The sequence below is a fragment of the Streptomyces sp. NBC_00289 genome (assembly GCF_041435115.1).
GTDB lineage: Bacteria > Actinomycetota > Actinomycetes > Streptomycetales > Streptomycetaceae > Streptomyces.
In genome coordinates, this window is sequence record NZ_CP108046.1 from 100,874 (window position 1) to 126,024 (window position 25,151).

A 25,151-nucleotide genomic window follows, 5' to 3' on the forward strand; every position below is an offset into this window, starting at 1 on the left:
TTTACCCCGTTTTGTTCGTCGATGCCATCAACGTCAAGATCAGGGTTCTGTCAACGATCTTGTGATCCGGACGGTCGAGTACCCCACGCCGCCCAGGTCGCCAAGGCCGTACGCCACCGCACCGACACCAAGACCGGCAAGCAGAGCCGGGAAACGGTCTACGTGATCACCGACCTGACCAGCCGCCAAGCGTCTCCCGAACGGATCGCAACGATCTTGAGGGCGCACTGGGTGATCGAAAACAGGCTCCACTTCGTCCGCGACACCGCCTTCCGCGAAGACGCCTCCAAGATCCGCACCGGGCACAGCCCGGAGAACATGGCCACCCTCCGCAGCTTCGCCATCAACCAACTCCGCGACGCCGGCCACACCAACATCGCCGCCGGACTCCGCACCACAGCCCTCCGCCCCTACGAGCGGCCACTGGCCCTACTCGGCCTCAACTGACCTGCGCGACACACGATCGAAGGACTTTGCAATCGCCCTGGACACCGACCCCTTGATCAGGTGGGGCCCAGGGCTGTTCCAAAATCCTGCCCCGCCACCACCTGAACCCTCCCCGCCTGCCGCATCCATCAGGACACCGACGCCGGAGAGTCAACTCGACCTGCCCGGGCACTACTTCATTTTCGGATCAGATCCAGAAAACCCTGACAGTTCACGCTATCGAGTATCGGCTGCTCTAGTCAGGGGGCGCTGCCTGAGCTGAGGGTAGTCAGCGGAACGGGGGGTGCCAGAATCTTTGGATCCCCCACCTGACCTGCTTTCGAAGGCGCAAGGAGCATTTGGTGTTGTCAACTAGCGATCGGCTTACCATCGCCGCCCTTCTGCTGGCCAGTCTCGCGGCCCTGACGGCCTGCACTACCGACGAAGAGACAGGCAAGGCGGCCAGTAAGTCCTCCGCGAGCACATCAACCAAAGCCGGTCGAGATAACGGCAAGGCATCCCCGTCGGCACCCACTAAGGGCTCCGAAGGAACGGGTTCCTCCGGCGGGTCGAAGGGCACCACGGACGGCAGCAGCAACGGCGCGCCCGGCCCAGACGAATACAGCGATGGCGATGGATACGGAAACGGCGCACCTGGCCCAGACGAATACAGCGATGGCGATGGATACGGACAGCACGCCATGCTGTGCGACAAGCAGAAGTTGAAGGCCAGTCTCGACGGTCTCTCCGAAGCGGGAACCAGAGGCAAGGGCAGGTTCATGGTGGAGAACACGTCGTCCAAGGACTGCGTGTTGCCGAAGGTCTTGGACGCCACGTTCGGCGCCGCCGGAAATGATTTGCCCGTCAAGAGCACTACGGACGCCGCCCAGGCCCCCATCACCCTCAAGCCTCACGCAACGGCGACAGCACTACTCTGGTACACAGTAGACGCGTCCAAGCCGTCCCTTGAAAGCGCGCAGCTCAATTTTGACGAGTTTGGCTACCTCGCGGTGGAAAAGTGGGGCGAAGCTATATACATGGGAGGAACAACCGCCAAGGTCGGTGCCTTCACCTCGTGATCTGGAGCTAGCCTCGCCGCTTCGGTTGGGATGAGGCCGGGAGGGCGATTCACAAGCCCCGGTTTGTGTTCCCGTCCTTCATCAACAGCAACGGCCTTACTCTGCAGTCTGACGAGCCCTCACACAAGTCGGCTACTCAGGGCGGGGTCGTTGGGCTGGCAGGCTACCCTCCCGCTGACCGTCGCCCCATACCGCCGTGAACGGACTGTGCACCGGCAAGACCCCACCCCCCTGAAGTCGACGAACGCTGTGATCAGTCAGCGACTGGAACAGTACCCATAGTGCCGTCGCTGCCGATCGGGCGGTGCACTGGGGGTCGGGACGGACATGTCCCTCCTGATCCTCTCAAGGGGCGCGCCTGCCTCTCGCCAAAGTGTCAGGGCGCGCCCCTTGTCTTGTGTGGGCCACTCGTTTCTACGGCACGACACCGACAAATGAGAAGCCCAATTCCGCTTCTCCTGAGTCGAGTTGACATCAGCCCAGCAATGTTTCACGTTAAGTGAGTGTTCGAAATCTCTGGCCAGGTGATCTGCTCAGCTGGAGAAGATGGTCTGGCTTCATCGGGATTTCGTAGGGTGGCAGGGGCGCGTGCTCGCCTTGTTTCCAGCGCCACGATCAGCCGTTTTCCATGCCAGCTCCGCTAAAAGACCGAGTGAATGAGATGACATCGATCGCAGTGACTGGGCATGCGAACCTCACGGAGGTGAGCAAGCCTCTGATCAGAGAAGCCCTGGTGTCTAGGCTCCTCCGATACCCAGCCTTGGAGTTGGCTGGTATATCTTGCCTGGCCGCAGGTGCGGACAGGGTCTTCGCGGATGCCGTTTTGGCCGTGGGAGGACGGTTAATCGCGGTGATCCCCTCGTGGGACTACCGGGAACGCATGGTGGATCCGAGTCATGCCGATGACTTTGATCGCCTGTGCCAGGCGGCCGCTGAAATCAAGGTGATGCCGTACCGGCGGACCACGCATGATGCCTATGTTGCCGCCAACCGTGTGCTCCTGGGTCGTGCCGAGTTGCTGATGGCCGTGTGGGACGGCATCCAGGGTGGGCGCGGTGGGACGGCGGATGTCGTAGCCACAGCCCAGGCCTACGGGCTCCCTGTGGAGATCGTCTGGCCGGCCGGTGCTGCGCGAGGGCGGCCATGGCTCATTCGCCCTTGAGGAGAGCTGGGCGAGCTGCTCGTCCAGGGTGAAGTGGCCGGTGTCGACCGCGGCCTCCAGCCAGTCCGCGGCACCGCGGACCTTCGCGATCCCGCCGCGGATCGTCTCGCGCTCGTCGTTGGTGAACTCCTGGTCGCGCATCCGCGGGACGAGCCGGCCCAGGGTGGCGACATACTGGTGGCAGGAGCCGACCAGGTCCAAGTATTCGAGGGTGTGCTCGATCCTGCGGACCGCCGGGATACGGTCGCGGATCTTCTCCCGGGTCTCTTCGCTGTTGTCGAACTGGGCCCGGTTGACCGTGAAGCGGGTGTCGTCGTTGCGCATGGCCTGCCGCGCGACGCGGGGCCGTTGCAGCAGCTCGGAGGTGACGTGCGTGGCCACCTCGTCATCGCGGGTCAGCTCCTTCACCACGCGGACCCGGTCAGCGGCCGGCAGCGCGGCCGCGGTCTCCGGACGGCTCAGCAGACTGGCCGTGACCTTCACGGCGACCTCGTCGTCGCGGGTCAGATCCCTGACCGCCCGGACCTTCTCCTCGACCGTCACCGGCCGGTCGACCTGCTGCCCGACCAGGCGTTTCGCCCCGTCCGTGGTCCACTGTTTCTTGTTGGCCCGAGGGTTGAACGGGGCGTCCTCGATGGCGGCCCACCGCTCGGCCTCGTCCGGAATCGACGCAAGGATCTTGTGGACGGTGAACGGCACTCCGTCCTTGCGCCTGCCGGCCGGCCAGCGCGACGCGGTCCACCGCCAGTCCGTCACCGTGGCCAGGGCCACCCCGATGTCGTCGGCGAACATCTGCAGCGGCTCCTCGACCGTGAACAGCTCCTCGGTGCCCTTGGCCACCGATCCGCCCACCGGCCTTATCGGTTCGATCTCCACAGCCTTGTCCCCGAGAGCGAACTGGGTCTTCGCGACCTGCGCGACCAGTTCCCTCGCTTCGGCCACCAGCTGTTCGTAACGCGTCCGTGACACGCTCCCGACCCGCTCCGACATACCGCCTCCACCCTCTTCATCCCGGGCAGGGCCACCCACCGGACAGCGGCCGCACGACAACACATCAGCCCAGGTCACGACCAGAGTGGAGCCCCGCTTTCCCCAGCGGCAGGCGCGAGGGAGGCGCGCGATGCGCGACGACGAGGCCGTTACCCCTCTGCGGAACCTGTGGTCCTGCCGGGACGGAAGCAGCGTTCGCCTATGACGTCACCGTGACGGAATCCCGTGGCACCCTGCCCCTCTAGGCCCGAGTGCGACACCGCGACGAACAGAACACCGCCGATCGCCGATGTTCAACCCCCACCGTCCATCCCCGGCCGCAGACCGGACACACCGCATCGTCCCCACGCTGCATCGCCGCCACCCGTCGGCGAGCCTGATCCAGCACCCGCCACCGCCGTGACCTGCACCTACCCGAACAGAACACCGCTGTCGCCAGCTTCGCCGGCGACAGCGGCACCCCACACTCCCGGCAATACCTTCGAACCACCCCACCAGACGCCATACCGCCCAGCATCCCGATCACCGGAACGTAGGGCCAGAGATCTCAGACAGACACTGAGCTTGTTCTTTATCTACCAAGACCTTCCCGGCTTGCCGATGGCTTTGAGGCTCTCGGGGCGTTTGACGGTCTTGCCGACGTCGTAGCGGGGTGCCCGGTGTCTGTTCTTGGCGCCGGGTGGTCGTCCGGGGCCGGTGCCTCGGGGTTTGGGAACACGGGTCGGGCAGGCGAGGTAGGCGCGAATGTTCCTGAACCCCCGGCGGACCCGGGCCGGGGTGAGCCGGTCGGAGGTGGCGGGTTTCTCCCACGGCCGGCGGAGGTCTTCGGCGAGGGGCCGGGCGAGCCGGAGCTGGGTGTGAGCGACGATCAGGATCCAGGTCCAGCGGTCCGCCGCCTCGGGAGTACGCAGTTTCGGAGTGGTCCAGCCGAGGGTCTGCTTCGCGAATCGGAAGGTGTGCTCCAGGTCGAAGCGGCGGAGGAATGCCTGCCAGAAGCGGTCCACGTCTTCCGGGGTGGCGCCCGTCTTGGAGGACCATAACCATACCGGCGGGGCATCGCGGTCCTTGGACAGATGCTCGACTTTCAACCGGATCAACGTCCCCTCGACCAGGGGAAGTTCACCGTCGTGGTCGAGCCATGAGGAGCGGTGGGTGAGCCGTGGGTGGACCCGGTCCCAGGCCTGGGTTTCGGCCTTGCCGTAGTTGGTGGTGTCAGTGACCGTGGTGATCGCGGGCTCGGGCCAGGTTTCCGGCCTGGTGAAGCGGAATTCCGGGCCGTGCTTGGGTGGCCGCCCGCCCTTCGGGTCGTGGACGCGAGGCGGCTTCGGCAGGCGCATGACGCGGTCGGAACGGACCCGGCCGACCAGCTCGACGGGCAGGTCGCGCAGGACCCAGCACGATATCCGGGCCCCCGACCTGCCACTGGCCTGCGGCGATGAGCCGTTCGATGACACCCCGCAGCTGGGAGGCCGTGACCGCGGTCGCGTCGTCCGCCGGGCCGAGCCGGACCGCGTCCAGGATCGCGGTCCAGGACGTGGCACCCGGCTCCAGGACGGCCACGAAGGAATAGGGCCAGCCCGGAATGAACTGCGATGCCGTCTTCGCGCGGCCATAGACGTGACAGAACAGCCGGTCGGCTGAGCACGGCGCGTCCGAGCGGAGCCACGGCGACACATCGACCGCCAAGACCAGGCGCCCGCCGTCGAAACGCGGCAAGGGCAGCCCTGCCAGCAGCGTCCGAAGCCGGTCGACGTCGATCCGGCCGCGGTTCAAGCCTCCGTACATCGCTCCGTGCCCGCGCCGATGCTCGGGCAGAAGGGTCAAGTCCACCGCGGACTTCACCGCACCATCGGCACACAGCACCGCGTCCACCAACTCGAACAGTTCGTCGCGCCGAGCGGTCAGACACTCGTAGAACTCGCCCCGGAAGCGTGACGCTTCCGCGAACGCTTCCCTGCGGACAGCATCAGGCAGCAGACTCATCCTCACGGCCTTCGTCGTGGTCACGTGCACCTTGGTCGGAGCACATGATCAGACGAAGGCCGCCCCCACGTCCGACGAACCCTCAGGTGAGCGACTTAGTTCGAGACACCGTTCGGGGCCGGAAGAAAAAGAACAAGCTGAGTCCAGTTGATCTGGAGCGGCGGCGTATGCAGGCGACTGAAGCACTCAAACAAGGATGCGGTGAAGCAAGGTCGCGGAAGTACTTCGTATGCCGTGCCCAGACTGAACCTCCGGGGCCCCGTAGTGTCCCCGGCAGGGCCAGAACCTCTCCAGGCCCGTAGCGGTGGGCCAGCCGGTGGCTTCAGGTCCGTCAGGAGCAGCGTCGGCATCGGCTGTGGCACGCCGTCTCGGACGCGAAGGCCACCCGTGTGTGTGCTGGACTTCAAGGCAGGCCGGCTATCGAGGCGAGGCTCTCAAGCACAGCGACGGCCGTGAGTATCCCCTGCCCGACCCCGCGCGCGGTGAGGCTGATCTTTGGGAGTGGACACCCTGACAATGGATTTTGATGGTCCAGGGAGGTGCTCTACCCCGCTGTGGGTCCGCCAGGACGAGGCCCAGGCCGTGGGAGACTCAATGAAACCAGACCAGGGCCGAAACCCTGATCTGCCGTTCTTCCCGGATGACCGCGTATTCGATGATGACTGACTCTTCAGGGACTTCCAGCGAGTAGCGGATGCCGGAGTCGTCCATCGGATCGCCGGGCGGCTTACGGTTGGCATCGACAGCGGTGCCCGCCTCGATTCCCAGGGCATGCAAGAAATGCAGGACCATTTTGGACAGTTCCGGGGGCATATCGAGTATGACACTCGCCGGGATCTCCTCCGTCCATACCGTCCAGCCGCGCCGTGGCCGGCCGGTCATCCGACCCCCTTTTCTACCTGCTCCAACAGGTCCTCGACCGCGAACAGAGGGCGGCTGGCGCTGACCCGACTGGTCTCGGCCTCCCGGGCACGGTCGAGCATGACGGCCTTCCACCAGCGGCGCATCACGCCGGGAACCTCGTCCTCCTCAACGGTCAGTACCTCGCCGTGAAAGCGCGCACGGTCCTCGTCAGTCAGAGAGTCGCCGATGGCACTAATGGTCCGAGGGATCGCGGCAACCCGGCTGTCTGCCGGATGCTCGGGCTGCACGGACACAGAGTCCCCTTCACTGTCCAAGGCTCCAGCGCCCCACGAGTAGTCCAAGGTCTGCCCCCGCTCACCCTACAGATCACCAGGTCCCCAACCTCGATTCGTCAGCAGGACTCGGTAGCTGACCTGCTCGACAGTTCGCCCGTAATGTCCTCCGGCCGTTCGTTCTGATTCCCTCCTCTGCCGCTGGACCGGCATGCCCGACGCTCACAGCCCGGTAACCATGTCGAGAAACGGGACTCGCTGATCGAGCGCGTCGTGCTGGTACCACAGGACACTTACCTCCGCGGTAGCGGAAATCCACAGGACCGGGTCCGGGTACACCGAGAGAGCAGAGACTGAGTACGTGCTGCGCTCAGCCGCTGTCAACGGCACATGAGATCGTCCGGACCATGAACGTGGATATGCATGGGGTCCACCTGGTCGATCGGGTGATCGACCTCGATTCTTCAGCGGTGGCCATCGACTGACTGGCCTGGCGGGCTGCCCGTTTTGTCCTCTGCCGTTCGAGGACGGGCCGTCGCGTGACGCTGCGGGTGCGCCGGCCTCCACGGGGCCGGAGTCCTTCCGGTCTGCTCCTTCCTGGTCCTCGCTGGGATGGTGGCCGACCGTCAAGTGACGGCCGGGAGGTCGGTCAGCCGCTGCCAGGCCAGAGTGAACGCGTGGGCCCAGGGCCAGGTGCGTTCGATCCGCAACCACCGGCGGCGGGCGTGGTGGGCCAGGCGGGCGGGAAGGTGGTAGATCCGGAACCGCATCGTGTCGGGCTCGGCGCGCACCAGATCGTCCTGGTCGTGCAGGGCCAGGAGACGGACCCAGCAGTCCAGGTCGTGGCCGATGTTCGCGGCGAGCATCCACCCCTGGTTGACCTGCCACTTCTTGGACGGCAGGTTACGCAGGCCCATCGCCTTGTCACCACGCACGCGGTCCTCGACCGTGGCGTGGGAGCGGCTGAGGGCATCGAGCCACTGCGGCTGGTGGGAGCCGGCGATGCCCCACATGTGGCGGATGTTCGTGGCGACGATGCTGTACTTCCAGCCGGTCTTCTTCTCGAACGCGGTCAGCTTCTTGACCTGCCGCCCGGACGGTTTGACCCGGCGGACCAGCAGCCGCATCCCGTCCGGCCAGCCCGGCCGCCGGTTCAGCCCGGTCAACTCCGCGACCCCATAGCTTTCGTGGGGTGTGCCGTCCTGTTCGAGCAGCGCGTCCCAGGCTGCGGCCGGCAGTTTCACGATGGCCTGCTCGTCGTCGGCGGTGATGGTCCAGCCGGTCAGGTAGCGCACGGTGCGCCGGGCGGTGTTCAGCTTCTCCAGGTGCTCCAGCAGTTCGTGGGTGGCGCCCGCGCCGTCGACGCGGACCAGGATCTTCGCGCGGGAGCTGTCGGGGATCTGCCGAAGCGCGTCCGCGAGCACGGCGAGGTGGTCGGCGACCGTGTTCGAGCCCGCGTTGCCCTCGCGCAGCAGCATGGCCAACGACTCCTGGGTGTTGGCACACCACGCCGCGAGCGGGTGGAAGCCGAACGTCTTCTTGAAGGTGGCCGCGGCGCCCTCCTTCTTGGAGGACGCGTTGATGATCGTGGCGTCGATGTCGATCACGATCCAGCCGGTCAGCACCTTGCCGGCCACCGTCAGCCAGGGGAAGCCGCCGGGACGCAGCGCGAGCACGTCCCACACCCGGCGGCGTACCCGCGCGCGGGCTTTCGCGATCCGCCCGCGCGCCCGCCGGTCGAGGTCGGCCAGCAGACGGTGCGCGGTGGAGTCCGACGCGGCCGGGCCGAAGATCGCCTGGTGGTGGGCCTGGAGTTGCCCGGCGTCGGACAGGTTCGTCGCCCCGAGCACGATCGCCGAGGCCAGGCCCAGCAGCACGTGCGTACGGTCCCGCCAGTTCGCGCTCCCGCCTGCCGGCCACAGCCGCGCAAGCGCGGCGGTCAGCCCGACCTGGTCCGCGACCCGTGCAGCAGCACCCCGGCATGCCCGACCAGCCCCTTCCCATCAGCCGTCACAGACAGCCGCCGGTCCCAGAAAGGTGCACCTGACTCTTGCGCTGATACGACCTCGACACTCGCATCCTCGCAGGCCACGGGGCACCTTTCGCTAACTCCGAGTCAGACCGGCTCGCCCGGCTGAATACCCGAGGTCGAGCAGGTGACGCAGCACGGTTGGGACACGACGGATGCGCCGGTCATTTCCGATCCGGTGCCGGTGCCAGCAGAAGTGATAGCCCGATTGCGACTGCCCGGAGACAGGTCGTTGCCGCCGAGCCTGCAGCGCTGGCTCGCCTTCGACGGCTCGTGGCTCACCGAGCTGGGCTGGCTCAAGAGCCCACAGCACCCCCTCCTGGAAGGCCAGCCGTTGGGCGAGACCACGGCGCAGATGCACGGGTTCACCGAACAGGACGGCCCATGGGTGGAAGTGTTCACCGCTTTCGAGGGGCTGCTGCCTGGGCGGTGCTTCCCCCTCGTCGGTGGCTGCGACTCCCGGCGCCTGCTGTATCCGGGGGAAGCCGACTCCACCGGTGAATACCCCATCCTGGTGACCGATATTGACGACCTGCCCTATGTCGCCGTGATGTACCCGGGACTCGATGTGTACCTGGCCGAACTCGCCGGAGTGATCGACCTGGACTTCGACGACTACACCTCGCTGACCCACCACGCCGAGTACGGCAGTCGCATGCGAGAACACGCCGACCGCACTGGACTGGGCCCCGAGGGCACAGAAATCCAGGACCGGGATTGGTCAGATAGCAGCGGCTGACCGTCTGAAACTCACCTTGGAAGAGGCGATTGCCCATTTTGAGGAAATCGGATTTCCCGGTCGGCGGGATCACTCTTCCCTGCCGGTCGGAACTGCGAACCGTGCCGCCAACGTCTATCGCGAGCACGAGCGACCATCACTGGAGGCCATTGACCATGACTTCGAAGAATTCCGGCGGCGTCGGATGCCTCCTCGCCGGCCTCGGTGCTGCTATCGCGGCGCTCGTGTGGGCGCCGCGGGCCGCGTTCAGTATCGATGGAGGGTTCGAAGGCCATGCCGTGATCTGAGCGTACTCTTCGTCGGTCTGCCGCTCATCGTGCTTGGCGGCGCTCTGGCTCCGGCCTTCGCCTGGGTGCTGACCATACGGTGGGTGCGCCGCCCCCGGGCCGCGGCACTCGCGGCCGTGGCCGCGCTCGCATTCGGGGTGTGGGGCGCTCACGGAGTGGTGGACCCCGCGCCAGCACCCGGCCCCCGGTTACGGACCCGGGATCTGACCTGGCGCCGTCTGTTGAGCCCGGGCTGCCACGGCTCGAAGCAAGCCCGGCTGCCGCATGCGTACGCGCGCACCTTGCCGGTCTGCGCTTGTGCCTTCAGCCGTTGATGCCTCCACCGTCAGGGGGACCGGCTACTGTGGCCGGACATCCTGAACGATCTTGGTGGGAGTGGTGGGCAGTGGCGGGCGAAACGCTGGCGACGGTTGTGGGGAACTTGACCGCTGATCCGGAACTCCGGTTCACAACGGCAGGAATTCCGGTGGCCGGTTTCACGGTTGCATCGACGCCGCGCACGTACGACCGTGAACGGGGCCAGTGGGTGGATGGCGAGCCGCTGTTCCTGCGGTGTTCGCTGTGGCGGCAGCCCGCCGAGAATGCTGCCGGGTCCCTGACCAAGGGCATGCGCATCATCGTCACCGGACGGCTCAAGCAGCGGACCTTCGACGACAACGAGGGACAGCGCCGCACCGTCGTCGAGATGGATGCCGAAGACGTCGCGGTCTCCCTCACGTACGCGACCGCGTCTGTCACCAAGGCCTATCGGCCCAGCGGCAGCGGAGCAGCCGCACCAGTCCCGGGTCAGCAGCCGCAACAGCCCAGCGCCGAGACGCAGCCACACCCCTTCTGAGCTTCCGGCCTCGTGAGAGGTGAACACGGGCGGCGATAATATTCCTAGGATTCGGGGGTCATCGATGGTAGGAATTTCGCGTCCTGACTCCCAGTCTCAGTAGTCGACGTCAATGAGCCTTTTTCACTTGTACGGCCTGCGGGTGAGGGTCGGCAAAGTGTTGCCGGTGGCGTGCCGAACGGGGCATCCCGTTGGTTTGGAGAGTCGCCAGACATAACCTTCACCTGCGGAGATGCCCCGTGTTCTCCTATGGTGCCGGATGCGATGTCGATCCGGAGCTCCTGGAGCTGGTCACGATGGTGATCGTGTCCTGTGAAGCCGGCCGGCGCTGCAGACTGCGTCCGTACGACCGGGCCCGGTGCACCCTGGTCTACCTGCGCAAGCACGACACCCTCGAACAGATCGCCGCAGGCTTCGGCATCAGCACGGCCACCGCCTGGCGCTACGCCCGAGATCGCCGAGTTCATCGACACCGGACACCACAACGCCAAGAGCGAGGGAATCAACCGCGTGATCAAGCTGGTCGCCCGCAACGCGTTCGGTTTCCGCAATGCCGTCAGCCAGCGCCTACGCACACGCTGCGTGACCACCCGCCGAGCCCGCGGACACCTCCGCACCGCTTAACTTCGAAGACCCCGCAAGGAACCCCTCCACCCCCGCTACGTCAAGGACGCCAGCGCCTACGAGATCAAGCACGAGGCGCGCTACCAGACCTTCGCGACCAACCATCGCCGGGGACAGATCGCCCATCTGGACGGCCGGCACCGCAAGCACGCCAGGATCGAGCCCAAGATCCGCGATCAGAAGGCGTCCGGGATCGGCCTGTTGCCCTCGCGCGAGTTGAACGTCAACGCCTCCTGGCTCACCGCCACCACCCTCGCCGCCGATCTCCGCTGCTGGTTCCAGCTCCTCGCCCTGGACGGCGAGATGGCCAGGGCCACTCCGAAGACGTTGCGCTACCGCGTCCTCCACGTGCCCGCCCGCCTCGTCCGCGGCCAGCGGAAACGACGCCTGAAACTTCCCGGCACCTGGCCCTGGGCCGGCATCATCATCCGCGCCTTCCGGCGCATCCTCGCTCTGCCGCACCCCATCTGACCAGCACAAACGATCACATCGAACGCCGAGAGGGGGCCACCAGCAGGCCCCGGGCCCGTGGAACCCGGCGTCATCCGGTACGTCAGCCGACGCGCGCCCCTGACCGGCACCGTCCCCGGACAGGAATCAACGCGACATCACGGACGCAAGATCAACCGACCGCCGCCGTGAAACAACGAGGCCAGGGCCTGCTGCGCCTTGCGGCGGCGCGAGGATGTGTCGGTGAGCGTGGCTTCCTCTTCGCTGAGGACGGTCTGGATGATGTCGACGTAGTCCGGACCGACCTTCCATACGGCCTGTCCCGGATCGAGCGCCGGGATCTTTTCGACAGGCTGCCGTTCGAGGGAGCGGGATACCGGCCCCGACCGCCTGGACGACCTGCCCGCCCAGTCCCGGCCGGTCATCGCCGACACCAGGGGTGAAGGCCTGGCGCTGTTCTGAGGGGTCGGATCGGCATTTCGTGTCGCGCCTTGGCCGCTGGCCTGGTGACAGGGGTTTCACCAGCTCTTGGAAGTCGAGGGCGGTGATTGTCTTGGCGACGAGAGAAAGGGCGCCGAGGGGGTCGCGGTAGTGGGTGGTGGGGATCTTCCTGTCCTTCAGATGAGCGATCGCACGAGTGCTGCTTTCGCGTCTGAAGGCAGCTTTTTGTTGTTGTTGGGGCTGCGGGGTTGTCCCGGTTTCTGCCGGGACAACCCTCATCTGGGGATGAACACAACAGGTTTCCCCCGCAGTGTCAGGCGCGGGTGGCTGTGGTGTTCAGCGATATCAGGCAAGCTCTGGTAGGAAGCTGACTGATCCCAGCCTTGCAGCGAGATCTTTCAGTAGTTCTCTCCCTGCCGACCACAAGGTGATATCCCAGCAGTTCGGTGACCTCTCGACCAAAAGCACCCGCTGGTCGCCGGACCGGTCGGCATACCGGAAAGTGGTCCCGGCAGGAACTTCAAACGAAGACTGCATCTGTTGGAGCTCTGTTCCGAGCGTCGTCAAATCGACCTGGGTTACTGGTAGCGCTCGACCGCTTAGGGAAAATCCGTCCGGGAATACGTCCCACAGGCGGGTGTAGATCAGATCGGAGAAGCGCGCCACATGCGGCTGCCACTGCATCTCGGGTCCCACCACATCAAAAGAAACTACCAGCGGCGGGTCATCTGCGCCGTTGAGGCGCGCGACCATGAACCACACGCCTTGATCCTCCTCCATGAACGGCAGGAGGCCGAGAGCCAACGGATCGACCCTGGAAGCTTCCTCGCCGGGCTCCGCCTCCTGGTCGCTGGCGCCACCGGGAAAACGCCAATACGGCCCCCAATACCCGAAGTCCCTTATTGGGTAGATTCGTTCCAGGCTCGATGTCGCAGCGAGGAGATCCACCAGCTTGGGGCGGGAGTACCATTCGCGGACCGCTGCAGGCAAGACAACGCCGTGCGTGGCCTCCAGCAGGTCCAAGCGATCTACGGCGGCATCAGACACATTCGCCGCTGCGCCAGCAAGGGTCAACGCTGCCGAAAAGTAACTCAACTTGCGAACGCCTCCATAAAGTGCACGGAAATGCCCCACTCGAGTAAACATTTACCCAGTCTTATTTACGAAACATGCCCTAGCTTGATCTTTAACGCCTGGCGTCGAATGACGCGTCGAACTTGATCACTCGGTCCGGTAACTGCCGTACGTGGAGGCGGCCTTCGTCTGAACATGTGCTCCGACCAAGGAACACACACATTCAGAACGAAGGCCGTGAGGATGAGTCTGCTGCATCACGACGCCCAATCGGAGGCGTTGGCACAACTGTCATGCTTCCGGGGCGAGTTCTACGCCTGTCTGACCGCTCGTTCGGACGCCTTGTTCGAGCTCGCTGATGCCATCCTGTGCGGTGACGGGCCGGTGAGGTCTCTGGCCGAGCTGTCGCTGGTGGGTGAACACCGTCGCGGTCATGGCGGGCTCTACGCGGCGGTGGCCCGTGGTCGCATCGATGCCGGCCGGCTGCGGCGGGCACTGGCCGAGGTGCAACTGCCACGGGCTGCCGACGGCCGGCTGGTCCTGGCCATCGACGTCACCTGCTGGCTGCGGCCCGACGCGCACACCTCACCGCAGCGGATCCTGTGCCACACGTACGGCCGGGGCAAGGACCACCACATCCCGGTCCCGGGCTGGCCCTACTCGATCATCTGCGCGCTGGAGCCGGGCCGCAGCTCATGGACCGCACCACTGGACGCACTGCGGCTGGCGCCCGGTGATGACACCGCCACCGTCACCGCCCGGCAACTGCGTGATCTACTGCAGCGACTGATCGCAGCGGGGCAGTGGCAGGCGGGTGACCCGGACATCCTCGTCGTCGCGGACGCCGGATACGACGCGCCCCGCCTTGGCTTTCTCCTCAAAGACCTGCCGGTCCAGGTGCTGGCCAGGATGCGATCCGACCGGGTCCTGCGCAGGGCTGTCCCACCGCGGCTGCCGCACACCCAGGGCCGGCCGCCCCGGCACGGTGGCGAGTTCGTCTTCGGACAGCCCGACACCTGGGGCACCCCGGACACCGAGGCCGTCGCCGACACCCGTCTCTACGGCACCGCCAGGGCCCGCTCCTGGGACCGCCTGCACCCCAAACTGACCCACCGTTCCTCCTGGGCCGCTGCCGACGGCACCCTCCCGATCGTCGAAGGGACGGTGATCCGCCTGGACATCGACCACCTGCCCAGCGGAGCAACCCCCAAGCCAGTCTGGCTGTGGTGGTCCGGCACCGACGCCACCCCGGCAGATGCCGACCGTCTCTGGCAGGTATACCTGCGACGCTTCGACATCGAGCACACCTTCCGCCTGTTCAAACAGACCCTCGGCTGGACCTCCCCGAAGATCCGCACCCCCGAGGCAGCCGACCGATGGACCTGGCTGATCCTCGCCGCCTACACCCAACTGCGGCTCGCCCGGCCGCTGGCGGCCGACCGACGTCGCCCCTGGGAAAGACCAACTCCGCCGGACAGACTCACCCCCGCCCGAGTCCGCCGCGACTTCCGGCACATCCGCCCCAAGGCCAGCTGCCCGGCCCAAGCACCGAAACCCACCCGTCCTGGCCCCCGACGACCACCAGGCCGAAAGAACACCCGACCCACCCCACGCCACGACGTTCACACACCCCGCAAAACACCGGCGGCGAAACAACGAACGAAGAAGTCGACCACCCCACGACCACGCCGCACAGGTTAAAGATCAAGCTAGCTTGCGCACCCGTAAAGACAAGAGCCACCGATGTCGATCCACTCGGTATCGCCGATAGACCCGCAAGTCTCTGATCAGACGATGTGATCACATTCGATCAGCAACTGCCATTCCTGGATTTCAAGGTAAGGCGCAAAGTGCTCATTGTCAGCCACGGATTTGCTTGCTGCGGGATCGCGCTCGACTATCTTCTCAAGTTCGCGCAGCGAATCGTTGGGTCTCCCCAAGATCGCCAGAGTCTCAGCATGTTTGTAGCGCACCATGAGAGCCATCGGCAATGCGGCCAACGTTCTCCCGCCGACTTCGGCAGCCTCCACATGAAGATCCAGCCTCCGCAACAGCAGAATCAGATTGAACGCCGAGCTTTCGTGGTCGTCTTCAAGCGCCAGTGCCGCGCGGTAGGACCCGAGAGCTTGTTCGTGATGCTGAAGCGCCTCATGAGCAAAAGCGAGGTTGAAGTGTGCATCAGTGAAGTCGGGATCTATTGTAATGCACTTCTCTGCGAACGATATCGCCGCCTCGTAGCTGTCTAGTGCGGCTGCTGCCTGAGATGCAAGAAAGAGAAGTGACGGATTCTCCGGCTCGGCGGCAAGCAGGGGGGTGAGCCGCTTCTGAGCCTTCGCAAATTTCTCGGAATGCAGCATCCAAACGACCTTCGCCATAGGGCTTTGCGGTGCCAGGACATCAACAACGAAGGGATCACCAGCGTACTTTGTGAATTCCCTCCGCGCTCGCTCGATCAGGTCATCGTTGAGCGCGAGCGCACTGGCCATGTCACGTACTGCGCGCCCCCGCCGTCCTAACCTCGATCGTTCATGAGTCCTTGTCGGTTTGTTGACGGGGACTCTGCGTTTGTGTGGTGGGGTCTTTTCGGGGCTGGGGCAGGCCGAGGGCCCGGCTCTCGCGTCGGATGGGCGCCGGGTTCCACTTCACCGGTGTGGTGGTGCGGGTTTGTCGGGACGGGCGATGTGGCTGGTCAACCGGGGTTCGGCAGGGCGTGGAGCCTGACGATCGCGTGGCTGATGACAGCGGTCCAGGGCCATCGGGCGGGCAGGCGGAGCCAGCGGCGACGGCCGGTGTTCACGAGCTGAGCGGCGGCGGAGAACAGCCGCAGCCGGAGCTTCTTGGGTTCCCAGCGGCGGGCCTCGCCGGTCAGCGCGAGCATCGGCATCCAGGCGAGGAGGTCGAGCGCGAGGGAGACGATCTCCAGCCAGATCTGGTTCTGGGCCGTGTCGTGCAGGGGCAGATTGCGCAGGCCGGTGGCACGGGCGCCTCGGATGCGGTCCTCGCAGCGTGCCCGTCTGCGGTGACGCAGTTCGAGGTCGGCGAGCTGGCCGCCTTTCGTGTTGGTCGCGAAGCAGGTGAGCCGGTTGCCGTCGAGGTCGGTGAAGCGCAACTGGGCGCCGGGGTGCGGGCGTTCTTTGCGGACGATCAGCCGCATGCCCGTGGGCCAGGTACTCAGGTCGGGCATGTCGGTGATCTCGGCGACCCAGGCGCCGGGCCGCTCGGTGCCGTCGGCGTCGTAGGCGGGTGTCCATGCCTTCTTCGGGATCTTCAGTACGGCCTGGTGGATGGCGTCGGTGGTGGTCATTCCGACGGAATACGACAGCCACCGGCCCCGGCGGGAGAGCCAGTCGAGGAAGGTGTGGGTGCCGCCGGCGGAGTCGGTGCGGATCAGTGTCTGCCGTCCCCGCCGCAGGTGTTTGGGCAGTTGGGCGACCCTGATGGTTAATTCGGGGTCAAGCCGCGAGGGCGAGTTCGAGGCGGGCGAGGTGGCTGGTCCTGGTCCGGTCCATGGGGTGGCCGTTCCACCAGGCGTGGAGTCGGATGAGGTTGAGAGCGACGGCCGAGTAGACGTGCTCGAGGTGCGTCCGGGCCAGGCCGCGGTAGCGGGCACGGCGGGTGCCGGTGACCGCGACGGCCTGGCGGATGGTGCCCTCGACGCCTGCTCGTCGTCGGTATTCGTGCTGCCAGTCACGGGTGGCCTGGGCGAGGCGGGCGGTGTGCTGGAGCTCGTGGAGTTGGCGGGGCAGGACGGTGAGCTGCCGGTATCCGGCCTTCGAGGTGGTGCACCGGCCCCGGGCCGGGCACGGCTGGCAGGTGGTCTTGGCGAACTTGATGACCACGGCGTCGGTGCCGCGCTGGGTGCAGGGGCTCCAGGACGAGCTGGTGCGGCCCTGCGGGCAGACGGCGTTCTGCTGTTCGAAGTCGATGGCGAACGCGGCCCGGTCGTAGCCGGCACCGGCTCTGGCCTGGGGCGAGCAGTCGCCCAACAGCGGGCTGATCAGCACGGTGCCGAAGTCCTTGAGCGAGGAGGCGACAAGCGCCGCGGAGGGATAGCCGGAGTCGACGTAGTGCTCGCCCGGAGCCAGTTTCCGGCCGGCCAGGGTCTGGTGGATCGGCTCGGTCATCGACGCGTCCGGCACGGTGGCATCGGTCGTGGCCACGTTCGTGACCAGGTTCGGGGCGCGGTTGTCGCCATCATCGTCGTCACAGGTCTCGGACAGGTGGATCTTGTATCCCAGCCAGAACAAGTCCTCGCCCTTGGCCGCCCAGCGGGCGTCGGTGTCGTACGGAGAGCCGAGACGGACTCTGGCCGGCGGGAGACCGTCCTCGTCCGCCGCCCGCCGCCGCACCTCCCGTCCTCTGGGGGTGTCGGTGACCTGGTAGTTCTGCACCAGTACGGTCCGCAAGACCTGCACCGCGGGCAGCTCGCGCAGCCATCCCGGCACGTCGGCGCGGTAGACCGCTTCCAGCAGTGTGACCGCATCCGTTCCGAACGCGACGGCCAGGTCGGCGCGCTTGGACGCGGTGACGGGCAGCCGCCAGGAATCGACCCGGGCCGCATAACGCCTGGACCATGGTTCGACGTCCACGACCGTGGCGAGCCAGCCCGGTGCCGCGGCCGCAAGCGCCTCCAGCACGGCCCGCACACTCTCACCGGCCAACTCCAGGCGGTTCATGTCCCGCACCGCGCTGATCACGTGAGTGGAGTCTGTCCGCTGCTTCCCGCCCGGCTTGACCAGGCCCTTCTCCTTCAACGCGGCCAGCAGCAGGTCCAAGGCCCGCTCCTCCAGGCCGTGCTCGACCACCCGGGTGCGGAACTCCGACAACACCGACGCGTCGAACCCCTCGTCCGCCAGGCCGAGCCCGAGCGCGTATTTCCAGGTGAGGTCCTTGCGGGCGGCATCGGCGGCCTGCCGGTCGGTGAGGTTCTCCGCCATCTGCAGCACCGTGACCAGCGCCAGCAGGCCCGGCGAGAGTGCCGGTCGGCCCCGTGCACCGAACGCACCGGAGAACTCCGTGTCCGGGAACACCTCGGGCAACTGGTCCCGGATCGCCACCGCGAGCGGCGGCTCCTTACGCGCGTATATCTTCCGCACCGCCGCAGCGATCTCCGGCGACGGTTCCGGCCACGACCGCGGCGACATCGACAAAACGAGCCCCTCCCCGGCCGGACCCTCCCGGCACAGGAGGAACCTGCCCACCCACTCCCACCAGCACCCTCAGCCGCACGAATTAACCATCAGGGTCTTGGGCCAGGGCGAGTTGGGCGGTTTCGATGTGGTCGGCGGCGGTGTTGGAGCCCGCGTTGCCGGGCCGCAGCAGGGCGGCCACCGGTTCCCCGGATCCGGCTGGGCCGTGGTCGACGAACGCGACGAGCGGGTGATGGCCGAAGGTCTTCTTCCAGGTCGGGGTGGCGTCCTGCTTCTCGGAGTGTGCGAGCACCAGTACCCCGTCGATGTCCACGATCACTTGGCCGTCGGCGGCCGGACTGCTTGTCCCGGCCAACTCCCAGACCCGCGTGCGTACTTCGGAACGTGCGCCCCGGATTGCCGCAAGAGCCTTCGGGCCGGAGGCGGCGAGCGCGTCGACGAGGCGGGAGACGGTCGGATCGGAGGCCACCGGGCCGAACACAGCCGGCTCGGCCCGCAGCATGCCGACGTCTGCCAGACAGTTGCCGCCGAGCGCGACGGCCAGCGCCACATCCAGCAGGATCTTGCCTGGGTCGTGCACGGCCCGCGGCTTGCGCCACGGTGCCAGTGCCGCCGCTATCGCACCGTCCAGGCCACACTTGCGGGCCGTCTCGACCAGCAGCACCGCCCCGGCCTGCGAGACCACCCCGCGGCCGCCGCCCTCGACACGGACGCGCGGGTACGACCCGCTACTCTTCTTCACCTGGAGAGTGCTTCTTTCCTTGCAGTGACAGGACCCTCGACAAGTCCCATCGTTGCAGGTCAGCAGCACTCTCCGCTTTTTTGATCAAGACCCGGACAGACCCACTCGCGAAAGCGCGAGGCTAACTGTGCATTGACGAGCGCACGCTCGAACAGCACTTCGGCCTGCGAGGGGCTATTTGTAAGCATTTGGGTAAGTTTGATACGTTTTTTCAGTAACGATTCTCTTGGCATCGCAACTCCGTGCTCAAAAACTTCACCGACAACACTCGCATAACTTGACAGCACACATCCGGCTGTAAACACCCCACGGCCCCGGAGCGTTTCCGGGATGTCCGGTTTGACCTGGTGATCGCTGGCGGGTCCCGGATGCAGGGCGAGCACGGCGCTTGTGGATCATGGAAGTTCTCTACGCTGCCACGATCTGCAAGGGTGCCGTGCTCGTCGCTCCATCTTCCCCCATGTCCGTTGCGCTTCCGGACGCGTCCCGTCTGACCGCATCGCCGACCTGCGTGGACTCGGTCGTTCCCGAGGGGCTGCTGCAGGTCCTGGCGCAGGTGCCCGACCCGCGTGATCCGCGCGGAGTGCGATATCAACTGGCTACTCTGCTGGCGATCGGCGTCTGTTGATGGCCACGGTGGGCCCACAACTCCCTTGTCTCGGTGGGCGAGTGGGTCCGCCGCTGCGATCAGCAGACCCTGGCCGACCTCGGATGTCCCTACGATCCGCTGGCCGGGCGGATCTGCTGCCCCGACGAGAAGACACTGCGCGACGCCTACGCCAAGGTCAGCCCCGACAAGCTGACCCGGGCCGGCTATCAACGCCTGGCCGCCCTGGCCGAGACAGCAACCGCCGGTGAAGCGAGCGCGCTGGGGGCAACCAGAAGAACCTCGCCCGCCAGCTCAAGTCTCTTCCCTGGAAACAGATACCGGTCCTGCACCGCACCGCCGAGCGCGGTCACGGCCGAGAGGAGATCCGCGAACTGCAAGTCGCCAGCGTCAACGGGCTCCTGTTCCCCACGCCCGCCAGGTCGTACGCATCCGCCGCAGAAGCCGCCCGCTCGGCAAGAAGAAGTGGACTGGAGATCGTCTACGCGGTCACCGACCTGCCCGCCGAGCAGGCTACCCCCGCCGAGATCGCCGCCTGGGCCCGCGACCACTGGACCATCGAGAACTCCGTCCACTGGATCCGCGACGTCGTCTTCGGCGAGGACGCCCGCACGATCCGCACCCGCAACACCCCCGCCGTCATGGCCACCCTGAGCGACATCGTCCGTGGCACGCTGCGGGCCGTCGGCTGGGCCAACACCGCCAGCGCCAGACGTGCCCACACCACCCCGGCCACCATCCTCAAGCTCCATGGCATCACATGACCAAACCGGACAATCCCGGAACACTCCGGGGCCGTGGTAGCGCCGGGACATGTCCCGGCGCTACCACGCGCATCTCCTCCCAAGACCTACTACGGCTCATCACCGTCGACTATGAACGCGAGCTCGCCCAGTTCGACGAGCGAGGGCATAGGCCTCTGCGATTCGATTCCCCGGCACCGCCGACCCGGCCGACGCCGGCTGGTGACTCCGGGGACTGCGGCACTCGTCACCTGGGCGAGTCACCCTCATGACCTGGCGACTGGCCCGGAAGAACTGACAGTCGGCGATCTGGTAAGAGTGGCCTTGGCCGGTGAGTAATGTTCGTCTGGGCTCACCGGCCAGGCATGGTCCTGGGTTAGCGAAGTTCCTCGTTCTGGGCGTGGTAGCAGGAGGGGAGCTCTCCCTTGAGGACATCTACGCCGAACAGCCCGTGAGGCGTGTCTTCATTGGACGGAAGAAAGACCACCAGGGTCGAGCCATCGGGAATCTTGTCCCGGTGAATGGTTGTGACTAGGCGGTTGTTTTCGCGTTCGATCTTCCCGATCGCAGCCCTGGTGACCCCCCTGTCCCGGTTGAGGTCCCTCTGGTCGACAGGGCAGCTGGGGTCTTCACGGTAAACGCGGGCATGTACGCCCATACGGTCCAGATCGTGCTGCAAGCCGGCAGGGTCAGCCAGCACCCTCTCAGGCTCAGGGCCGGTCGGAGGGACACTGCAATTGCCGTTGACGCACTTCAGCTCCCCTCCCTCAACCCGCATGCTCATTTTCACCGTGTTGTTGGGTTCCTGGTCGAGGGTGTAGGCCACGTTGCTGATCCGGTCTGGGCCGGCCGCGACGGTGTCGGTGTTCCCGGACGTCTGGCCGATACTCACCGCGACACCGGCCACGGCCGCCGCCAGCGCCACCGGGGCAACAAATCGCGTCGCCAGACGCCAGCGCCTCGCGGTGAGGCCGGACTCTTCTTGCACGTGGTTCATGAGGTGTTCCTTCAGCAAAAGGTGGCGGTCGCGAGAGAGATCCGGGTCCGCCGGTGCCGGCAGCAGCCGGGACAGTTCCTCGCGCTCCGACCCTTGCGGCGACTGCGGGGTGGCATTCATCGGTTCTTCTCCTGAATCGACCGGACCGCGGATGTGCGGTCACCCGGTATCTGTCCGCTGCCAGAGGCGCGTTGCATGTTTTTTTGAACCCGGGCCAGTTCCTGCTCAGTGAGCTCCCGCAGCCGACTGCGAGCTCGCGACAGCCGGGAACGAACCGTGCCGACCGGCACCCCCAGCGCCTCGGCCACCGCCGCATGCTCCAAGCCGGACCACACGCACAAGGCGAACACCTCCCGCTCTGCCGGCCGCAACTGCTCAAGCGCAGCCTTGGCCGCGGCCAGCTGCTCGGTGTCGGCCAGCCGCCCCACGAGCTCCTCCGCGAAATCGGGCACAGTCTCACGCGGCGGCAGTTGCGTGAGCGCCTTCTGGTGCCGGCGCGCGGCGCGGGCGGTGTTGCGCAGCACATTGGTCGCGATCCCCAGCAACCAAGGCCGCAGACTCTCTCCGTCCGGACGCAGCTTCTTCCTCAGCCGCCACGCCTCCAGGAACGTCAGGGACACCACGTCCTCGGCAGCGACCCAGTCGCCGGTCCAGCGCACCGCATGCCTGTACACGACCCGGGCGTGCTCATCAAAGATCTGCCCGAATGCGGTCGGGTCCCCGGCACGCACCCGGGCGCGCAACGATATCTCCACACACAGTCCTGTCCGACCACCCAAGCCCGTTGCAGTGATACCCGTCACAGAGCTCACCGCCGACATGCCCACTGCCTCACCATCGGTGCCGAAGCGAAGCGGCACGCCTCTGGCATCGAGCGTACGGTAACGATCGTTCGCGAAACACGAAGATCCACCTGACATTCCCAGGTCGCACATGTAACGCTACCCGTGTACGCACCTGTGCAACGCACAACCCCGTTCACGATACGGTTCAGACATGAGAATCGGCGTCGCCCGCGTATCGAAACGGGACCAACACCCTGAAGCGCAACAAGACGCCCTCAAAGCCGCAGGGTGCGAACAGATCTTCACCGACAAGGCATCCGGCAAGCTCGCCCGCCGCCCCGAACTCGACAAAGCCCTCCTCGTCGCCCGCGAAGGCGACCAACTCGTCGTCACCAAACTCGACCGCCTAGGCCGCTCGCTGGAGAACCTCATCGAGCTGGCCAAAGACCTCCAAGCCCGCGGCGTCGACCTCGTCGTGCTCGACCAGGGCATCGACACCTCCACCGCCGTCGGCAGGAAGTTCTTCCAGATCCTCGGCGCAGTAGCCGAATTCGAGCACGCCCTGATGTCCGAGCGCACCGTCGACGGCCTGGAAGCCGCACGCGCCCGCGGCCGCACCGGCGGCCAGAAACCCAAACTCGGCCCCCGCCAGATCAAGCTCGCCCGGGAGATGTACGACGCCGGTGAACTGACCGTCCAACAGATCGCCGACGAGTTCGGCGTCACCCGCCCCACCATCTACCGCCACCTCGGCAAGACCGCCACACCATGATCAATCCTTTAACGCGCAATCCTGGAGCGATACCGGCAGGACCCGGGACCTGACGATCGACCCGGTGACCGGGGTGCCATCACTCAAACAGCGCGTCGGCCGCGAGCGCACCGCCTCCGCGGAGGCACTGGAAGCCGAGCTCACCCTGCGATTACCAGCCCGGGGCATCCTGGAGCACCTCGCCCGGGCGGCACACTGGACCGGCTGGTGGCACCGCCTCGGACCACTGTCGGGGTTGGATCCGCGAAGCTGAAGGACCCGCTGGCCCGCTACGTGGTCACCGCGTTCACCTACGGCTCCGGCCTCGGCGCCACCCAGGCGGCCCCGCACATGAACACCGTGACGGCGCACGAGTTGGCCGCGATCGCCAAACGCCACTGCACCGCGACGAACCTTGCCCGGGCCGGCGCTGACGTGGTCGACGCCCACCTCGACCTGGACCTGGTCCGGGCGTGGGGCGACGGGTCGGTGGCCGCCGTGGACGGCACCATAATGGACGCCGCAGTCGACAACCTCCTGGCCGAGACCTCGATCCGGTACGGCGGCTACGGAGGCATCGCCCACCACCTGGTCGCCGACACCTACCTCGCCCTGTTCTCCCGGTTCGTTCCCTGTGGCGTCTGGGAGGCCGTCTACCTGATCGACTCCCTGCTCCAGAACCAGTCGGCGGCCCGGCCCGGGCCAGGTCCACGCCGACACGCAAGGCCAGTCCTTCCCAGTCTTCGGACTCGCCCATCTCCTGGGGATCGACCTGCTGCCCAGGATCCGCAACTTCCAGGACCTCACCACCTTCCACCGCCCCCACCCCGCCGTGCGCTACCGGCACATCGACCCGCTGTTCTCCACCGACCCGCGCACCGCGATCGGCTGGGAGTTGATCCGCCGCCACTGGCCCGACCTCATGCAGGTCGCCCTCTCCGTGAAGCACGGGTCTATCAGGAATTAGGTGTGATTCGTCTGTTTGGCCTACGAGTTGATGGGTGGGCTGTTCGGCCTACAGCCGTCCGGCGGTAAGGCGGCCGCTCTTCGCCGTCAGCAGCATCTCTTTCACCTTGGGGAACTGCTCGCCGAGCATGTCGGCAACGGTGTCCAGCTGGGTGGCGACCAGTTCCGCAGTGGGCTGGGCGAAGACGGTCCGGATCGTCGCGGCGACCATTTCACCAGCGCCTTTGGGTATGTGCGCGAAGCAGTTGCGCAGGAAGTGAACGCGGCACCGCTGATACGAGGAGCCCAGCATCACCTTGCGGATCGCCGCGATCAGTCCGCTGTGGTGGTCCGCGATGACCAGGCGGACGCCGCCCAGGCCGCGGGCACGGAGCGAGCGCAGGAACTCACTCCAGAACGCTTCGGTCTCGCTGTCCCCCACGGCGGTCCCGAGGACTTCGCGGCCGCCGTCCTCGGTGATGCCGGTGGCGATGACCACAGCCTGCGAGACGATCTGATGGTTCACCCGCACCTTGCAGTACGTCGCGTCCAGGTAGAGGTAGGGGAACCGGGTGTGGTCCAGAGGGCGGGTGCGGAACGCGGTCAGCGGCTCGTCGAGCTCGCCGCAGATGCGGGAGACCTCGCTCTTCGATATGCCACTGTCCCCGCCCAGGGCCTTGACCAGGTCATCGACCGAGCGGGTGGAGACCCCATGGACATATGCTTCCATGATCACGGCATAGAGGGCCTGGTCGATGCGCCGTCGGCGTTCCAGCAGGCTGGGGAAGAAGCTGCCGGTGCGGAGCTTGGGAATCTCCAGGTCCAGATCGCCGGCCGGCGTGGTCAGGGTCTTGTCCCGGTGCCCGTTGCGCCACGCTGTCCGGGAACCGGTGTGCTCATTCCAGCCGGCACCGATGTGCGCGCTCACCTCGGCTTCGATCAGTTCCTGCAGCATTCGCTCTGCCACGCTGCGGACGAGCTCGATTCCGTCGGACGAGCGTAGTGACTCCAGCATCCTTATCAGGTCAGACTGGGACAGGGCCATCACGTACTCCTCATGGTTGAACTGGGCGTTCACCAAGAAGAGTTACGTGATGGCCCTCCTCGCGTCAGGGAGCGTCGGACACCAGCAGAAGTGCGCCCCGGGCACCCGCCCGCGCACGCCCACAACTTGAT

General features: G+C 66.3%; 22 protein-coding genes and 9 pseudogenes. 16 read left to right on the forward strand and 15 right to left on the reverse strand.

Annotation, left to right across the window (positions count from 1 at the left end):
• Positions 1-21: 21 nt before the first annotated feature.
• Together OG985_RS00525 and OG985_RS00530 are read left to right on the forward strand one after the other, a co-directional pair.
• Complete coding sequence (locus tag OG985_RS00525; RefSeq protein WP_371666429.1) at positions 22-447, forward strand: ISAs1 family transposase; 426 nt, start codon at positions 22-24, stop codon at positions 445-447.
• Positions 448-788: 341 nt separating this feature from the next.
• The gene (locus OG985_RS00530) at positions 789-1,505 is read left to right on the forward strand and encodes a DUF4232 domain-containing protein (protein ID WP_371666430.1); all 717 of its coding nucleotides are present in this window, start codon (positions 789-791) and stop codon (positions 1,503-1,505) included.
• An 841-nt stretch (positions 1,506-2,346) separates the two neighbouring features.
• On the opposite strand, the gene OG985_RS00535 is transcribed toward OG985_RS00530, so the two are convergent.
• The 5 genes and pseudogenes from OG985_RS00535 to OG985_RS00555 form a co-directional block, all read right to left on the reverse strand.
• A complete protein-coding gene (locus OG985_RS00535) occupies positions 2,347-3,657 on the reverse strand; it encodes a DUF6192 family protein (protein ID WP_371666431.1) in 1,311 nt (436 codons plus the stop codon).
• Between the two features lie 575 nt (positions 3,658-4,232).
• Positions 4,233-5,640: pseudogene (locus tag OG985_RS00540) on the reverse strand (NF041680 family putative transposase).
• Positions 5,641-6,231: 591 nt separating this feature from the next.
• Complete coding sequence (locus tag OG985_RS00545) at positions 6,232-6,522, reverse strand: hypothetical protein (RefSeq protein WP_371666432.1); 291 nt, start codon at positions 6,520-6,522, stop codon at positions 6,232-6,234.
• Positions 6,519-6,797 carry a hypothetical protein gene (locus OG985_RS00550; RefSeq protein ID WP_371666433.1) on the reverse strand — a complete coding sequence of 93 codons (279 nt, stop codon included), beginning with the start codon at positions 6,795-6,797 and terminating at the stop codon, positions 6,519-6,521. The genes OG985_RS00545 and OG985_RS00550 overlap by 4 nt, the downstream gene beginning before the upstream one ends.
• Positions 6,798-7,402: 605 nt before the next feature.
• Positions 7,403-8,719, reverse strand: coding sequence for an IS1380 family transposase (locus OG985_RS00555; protein WP_371674200.1), 1,317 nt, complete (start codon positions 8,717-8,719; stop codon positions 7,403-7,405).
• A 213-nt stretch (positions 8,720-8,932) separates the two neighbouring features.
• Here OG985_RS00555 and OG985_RS00560 point away from each other — a divergent pair, with 213 nt between their 5' ends.
• The 6 genes and pseudogenes from OG985_RS00560 (at position 8,933) to OG985_RS00585 (ending at position 11,761) form a co-directional block, all read left to right on the forward strand.
• A complete protein-coding gene (locus tag OG985_RS00560) occupies positions 8,933-9,544 on the forward strand; it encodes a hypothetical protein (RefSeq protein ID WP_371666434.1) in 612 nt (203 codons plus the stop codon).
• Between the two features lie 155 nt (positions 9,545-9,699).
• Positions 9,700-10,038: pseudogene (locus tag OG985_RS00565) on the forward strand (hypothetical protein).
• Between the two features lie 178 nt (positions 10,039-10,216).
• Positions 10,217-10,666, forward strand: a complete 450-nt coding sequence (locus tag OG985_RS00570) for a single-stranded DNA-binding protein (RefSeq protein ID WP_371666435.1) — start codon at positions 10,217-10,219, stop codon at positions 10,664-10,666.
• A gap of 296 nt (positions 10,667-10,962) precedes the next feature.
• Positions 10,963-11,100, forward strand: a pseudogene (locus OG985_RS00575) (transposase family protein); the annotation flags it as partial.
• A 19-nt stretch (positions 11,101-11,119) separates the two neighbouring features.
• Positions 11,120-11,290: a transposase gene (locus OG985_RS00580; protein ID WP_371674201.1), complete on the forward strand. Its 171-nt coding sequence runs from the start codon at positions 11,120-11,122 to the stop codon at positions 11,288-11,290.
• Between the two features lie 63 nt (positions 11,291-11,353).
• Positions 11,354-11,761: a transposase gene (locus tag OG985_RS00585; RefSeq protein WP_371674202.1), complete on the forward strand. Its 408-nt coding sequence runs from the start codon at positions 11,354-11,356 to the stop codon at positions 11,759-11,761.
• 137 nt (positions 11,762-11,898) lie between these two features.
• On the opposite strand, the gene OG985_RS00590 is transcribed toward OG985_RS00585, so the two are convergent.
• On the reverse strand, positions 11,899-12,165 hold the full coding sequence (locus tag OG985_RS00590) for a hypothetical protein (RefSeq protein WP_371666436.1): 267 nt from the start codon (positions 12,163-12,165) through the stop codon (positions 11,899-11,901).
• Between the two features lie 361 nt (positions 12,166-12,526).
• A complete protein-coding gene (locus tag OG985_RS00595) occupies positions 12,527-13,327 on the reverse strand; it encodes a hypothetical protein (protein WP_371666437.1) in 801 nt (266 codons plus the stop codon).
• A gap of 171 nt (positions 13,328-13,498) precedes the next feature.
• Here OG985_RS00595 and OG985_RS00600 point away from each other — a divergent pair, with 171 nt between their 5' ends.
• Positions 13,499-14,956 (forward strand): NF041680 family putative transposase, encoded by a 1,458-nt coding sequence (locus tag OG985_RS00600; protein ID WP_371666438.1) that lies wholly within the window; start codon positions 13,499-13,501, stop codon positions 14,954-14,956.
• Positions 14,957-15,042: 86 nt separating this feature from the next.
• On the opposite strand, the gene OG985_RS00605 is transcribed toward OG985_RS00600, so the two are convergent.
• The 5 genes and pseudogenes from OG985_RS00605 to OG985_RS00625 all read right to left on the reverse strand — a co-directional run bounded on the left by OG985_RS00605 (position 15,043) and on the right by OG985_RS00625 (position 19,530).
• Entirely contained in the window at positions 15,043-15,741 is a 699-nt protein-coding gene (locus OG985_RS00605; protein ID WP_371666439.1) for a tetratricopeptide repeat protein, read from the reverse strand.
• Positions 15,742-15,944: 203 nt separating this feature from the next.
• Positions 15,945-16,688 (reverse strand): annotated as a pseudogene (locus OG985_RS00610) (transposase); the annotation flags it as partial.
• A gap of 19 nt (positions 16,689-16,707) precedes the next feature.
• Positions 16,708-18,351: an IS1182 family transposase gene (locus tag OG985_RS00615; protein ID WP_371666440.1), complete on the reverse strand. Its 1,644-nt coding sequence runs from the start codon at positions 18,349-18,351 to the stop codon at positions 16,708-16,710.
• Positions 18,352-18,496: 145 nt separating this feature from the next.
• A pseudogene (locus tag OG985_RS00620) lies at positions 18,497-19,147 on the reverse strand (transposase); the annotation flags it as partial.
• Between the two features lie 59 nt (positions 19,148-19,206).
• Positions 19,207-19,530 carry a hypothetical protein gene (locus OG985_RS00625; protein WP_371666441.1) on the reverse strand — a complete coding sequence of 108 codons (324 nt, stop codon included), beginning with the start codon at positions 19,528-19,530 and terminating at the stop codon, positions 19,207-19,209.
• Positions 19,531-19,607: 77 nt separating this feature from the next.
• Here OG985_RS00625 and OG985_RS00630 point away from each other — a divergent pair, with 77 nt between their 5' ends.
• From OG985_RS00630 to OG985_RS00640, 3 genes and pseudogenes are all read left to right on the forward strand, one after another.
• Positions 19,608-19,775 carry a transposase family protein gene (locus OG985_RS00630; protein WP_371666442.1) on the forward strand — a complete coding sequence of 56 codons (168 nt, stop codon included), beginning with the start codon at positions 19,608-19,610 and terminating at the stop codon, positions 19,773-19,775.
• Between the two features lie 353 nt (positions 19,776-20,128).
• Positions 20,129-20,326: pseudogene (locus OG985_RS00635) on the forward strand (ISAs1 family transposase); the annotation flags it as partial.
• Between the two features lie 69 nt (positions 20,327-20,395).
• On the forward strand, positions 20,396-20,518 hold the full coding sequence (locus tag OG985_RS00640) for a hypothetical protein (protein WP_371666443.1): 123 nt from the start codon (positions 20,396-20,398) through the stop codon (positions 20,516-20,518).
• Positions 20,519-20,873: 355 nt separating this feature from the next.
• Here OG985_RS00640 and OG985_RS00645 read toward each other — a convergent pair whose 3' ends face one another.
• Together OG985_RS00645 and OG985_RS00650 are read right to left on the reverse strand one after the other, a co-directional pair.
• The gene (locus OG985_RS00645) at positions 20,874-21,614 is read right to left on the reverse strand and encodes a hypothetical protein (RefSeq protein ID WP_371666444.1); all 741 of its coding nucleotides are present in this window, start codon (positions 21,612-21,614) and stop codon (positions 20,874-20,876) included.
• Positions 21,611-22,249, reverse strand: a complete 639-nt coding sequence (locus tag OG985_RS00650) for an RNA polymerase sigma factor (RefSeq protein WP_371666445.1) — start codon at positions 22,247-22,249, stop codon at positions 21,611-21,613. The genes OG985_RS00645 and OG985_RS00650 overlap by 4 nt, the downstream gene beginning before the upstream one ends.
• 241 nt (positions 22,250-22,490) lie before the next feature.
• On the opposite strand from OG985_RS00650, the gene OG985_RS00655 reads away from it, so the two are divergent.
• The 4 genes and pseudogenes from OG985_RS00655 to OG985_RS00670 all read left to right on the forward strand — a co-directional run.
• On the forward strand, positions 22,491-23,051 hold the full coding sequence (locus OG985_RS00655) for a recombinase family protein (protein ID WP_371666446.1): 561 nt from the start codon (positions 22,491-22,493) through the stop codon (positions 23,049-23,051).
• A 64-nt stretch (positions 23,052-23,115) separates the two neighbouring features.
• Positions 23,116-23,304: a hypothetical protein gene (locus OG985_RS00660; protein WP_371666447.1), complete on the forward strand. Its 189-nt coding sequence runs from the start codon at positions 23,116-23,118 to the stop codon at positions 23,302-23,304.
• A 20-nt stretch (positions 23,305-23,324) separates the two neighbouring features.
• Positions 23,325-23,666: pseudogene (locus OG985_RS00665) on the forward strand (Tn3 family transposase); the annotation flags it as partial.
• 73 nt (positions 23,667-23,739) lie between these two features.
• A pseudogene (locus OG985_RS00670) lies at positions 23,740-23,997 on the forward strand (Tn3 family transposase); the annotation flags it as partial.
• Between the two features lie 81 nt (positions 23,998-24,078).
• Here the strand turns inward: OG985_RS00670 and OG985_RS00675 are convergent.
• Positions 24,079-25,020 (reverse strand): annotated as a pseudogene (locus tag OG985_RS00675) (IS256 family transposase); the annotation flags it as partial.
• Between the last annotated feature and the right edge of the window lie 131 nt (positions 25,021-25,151).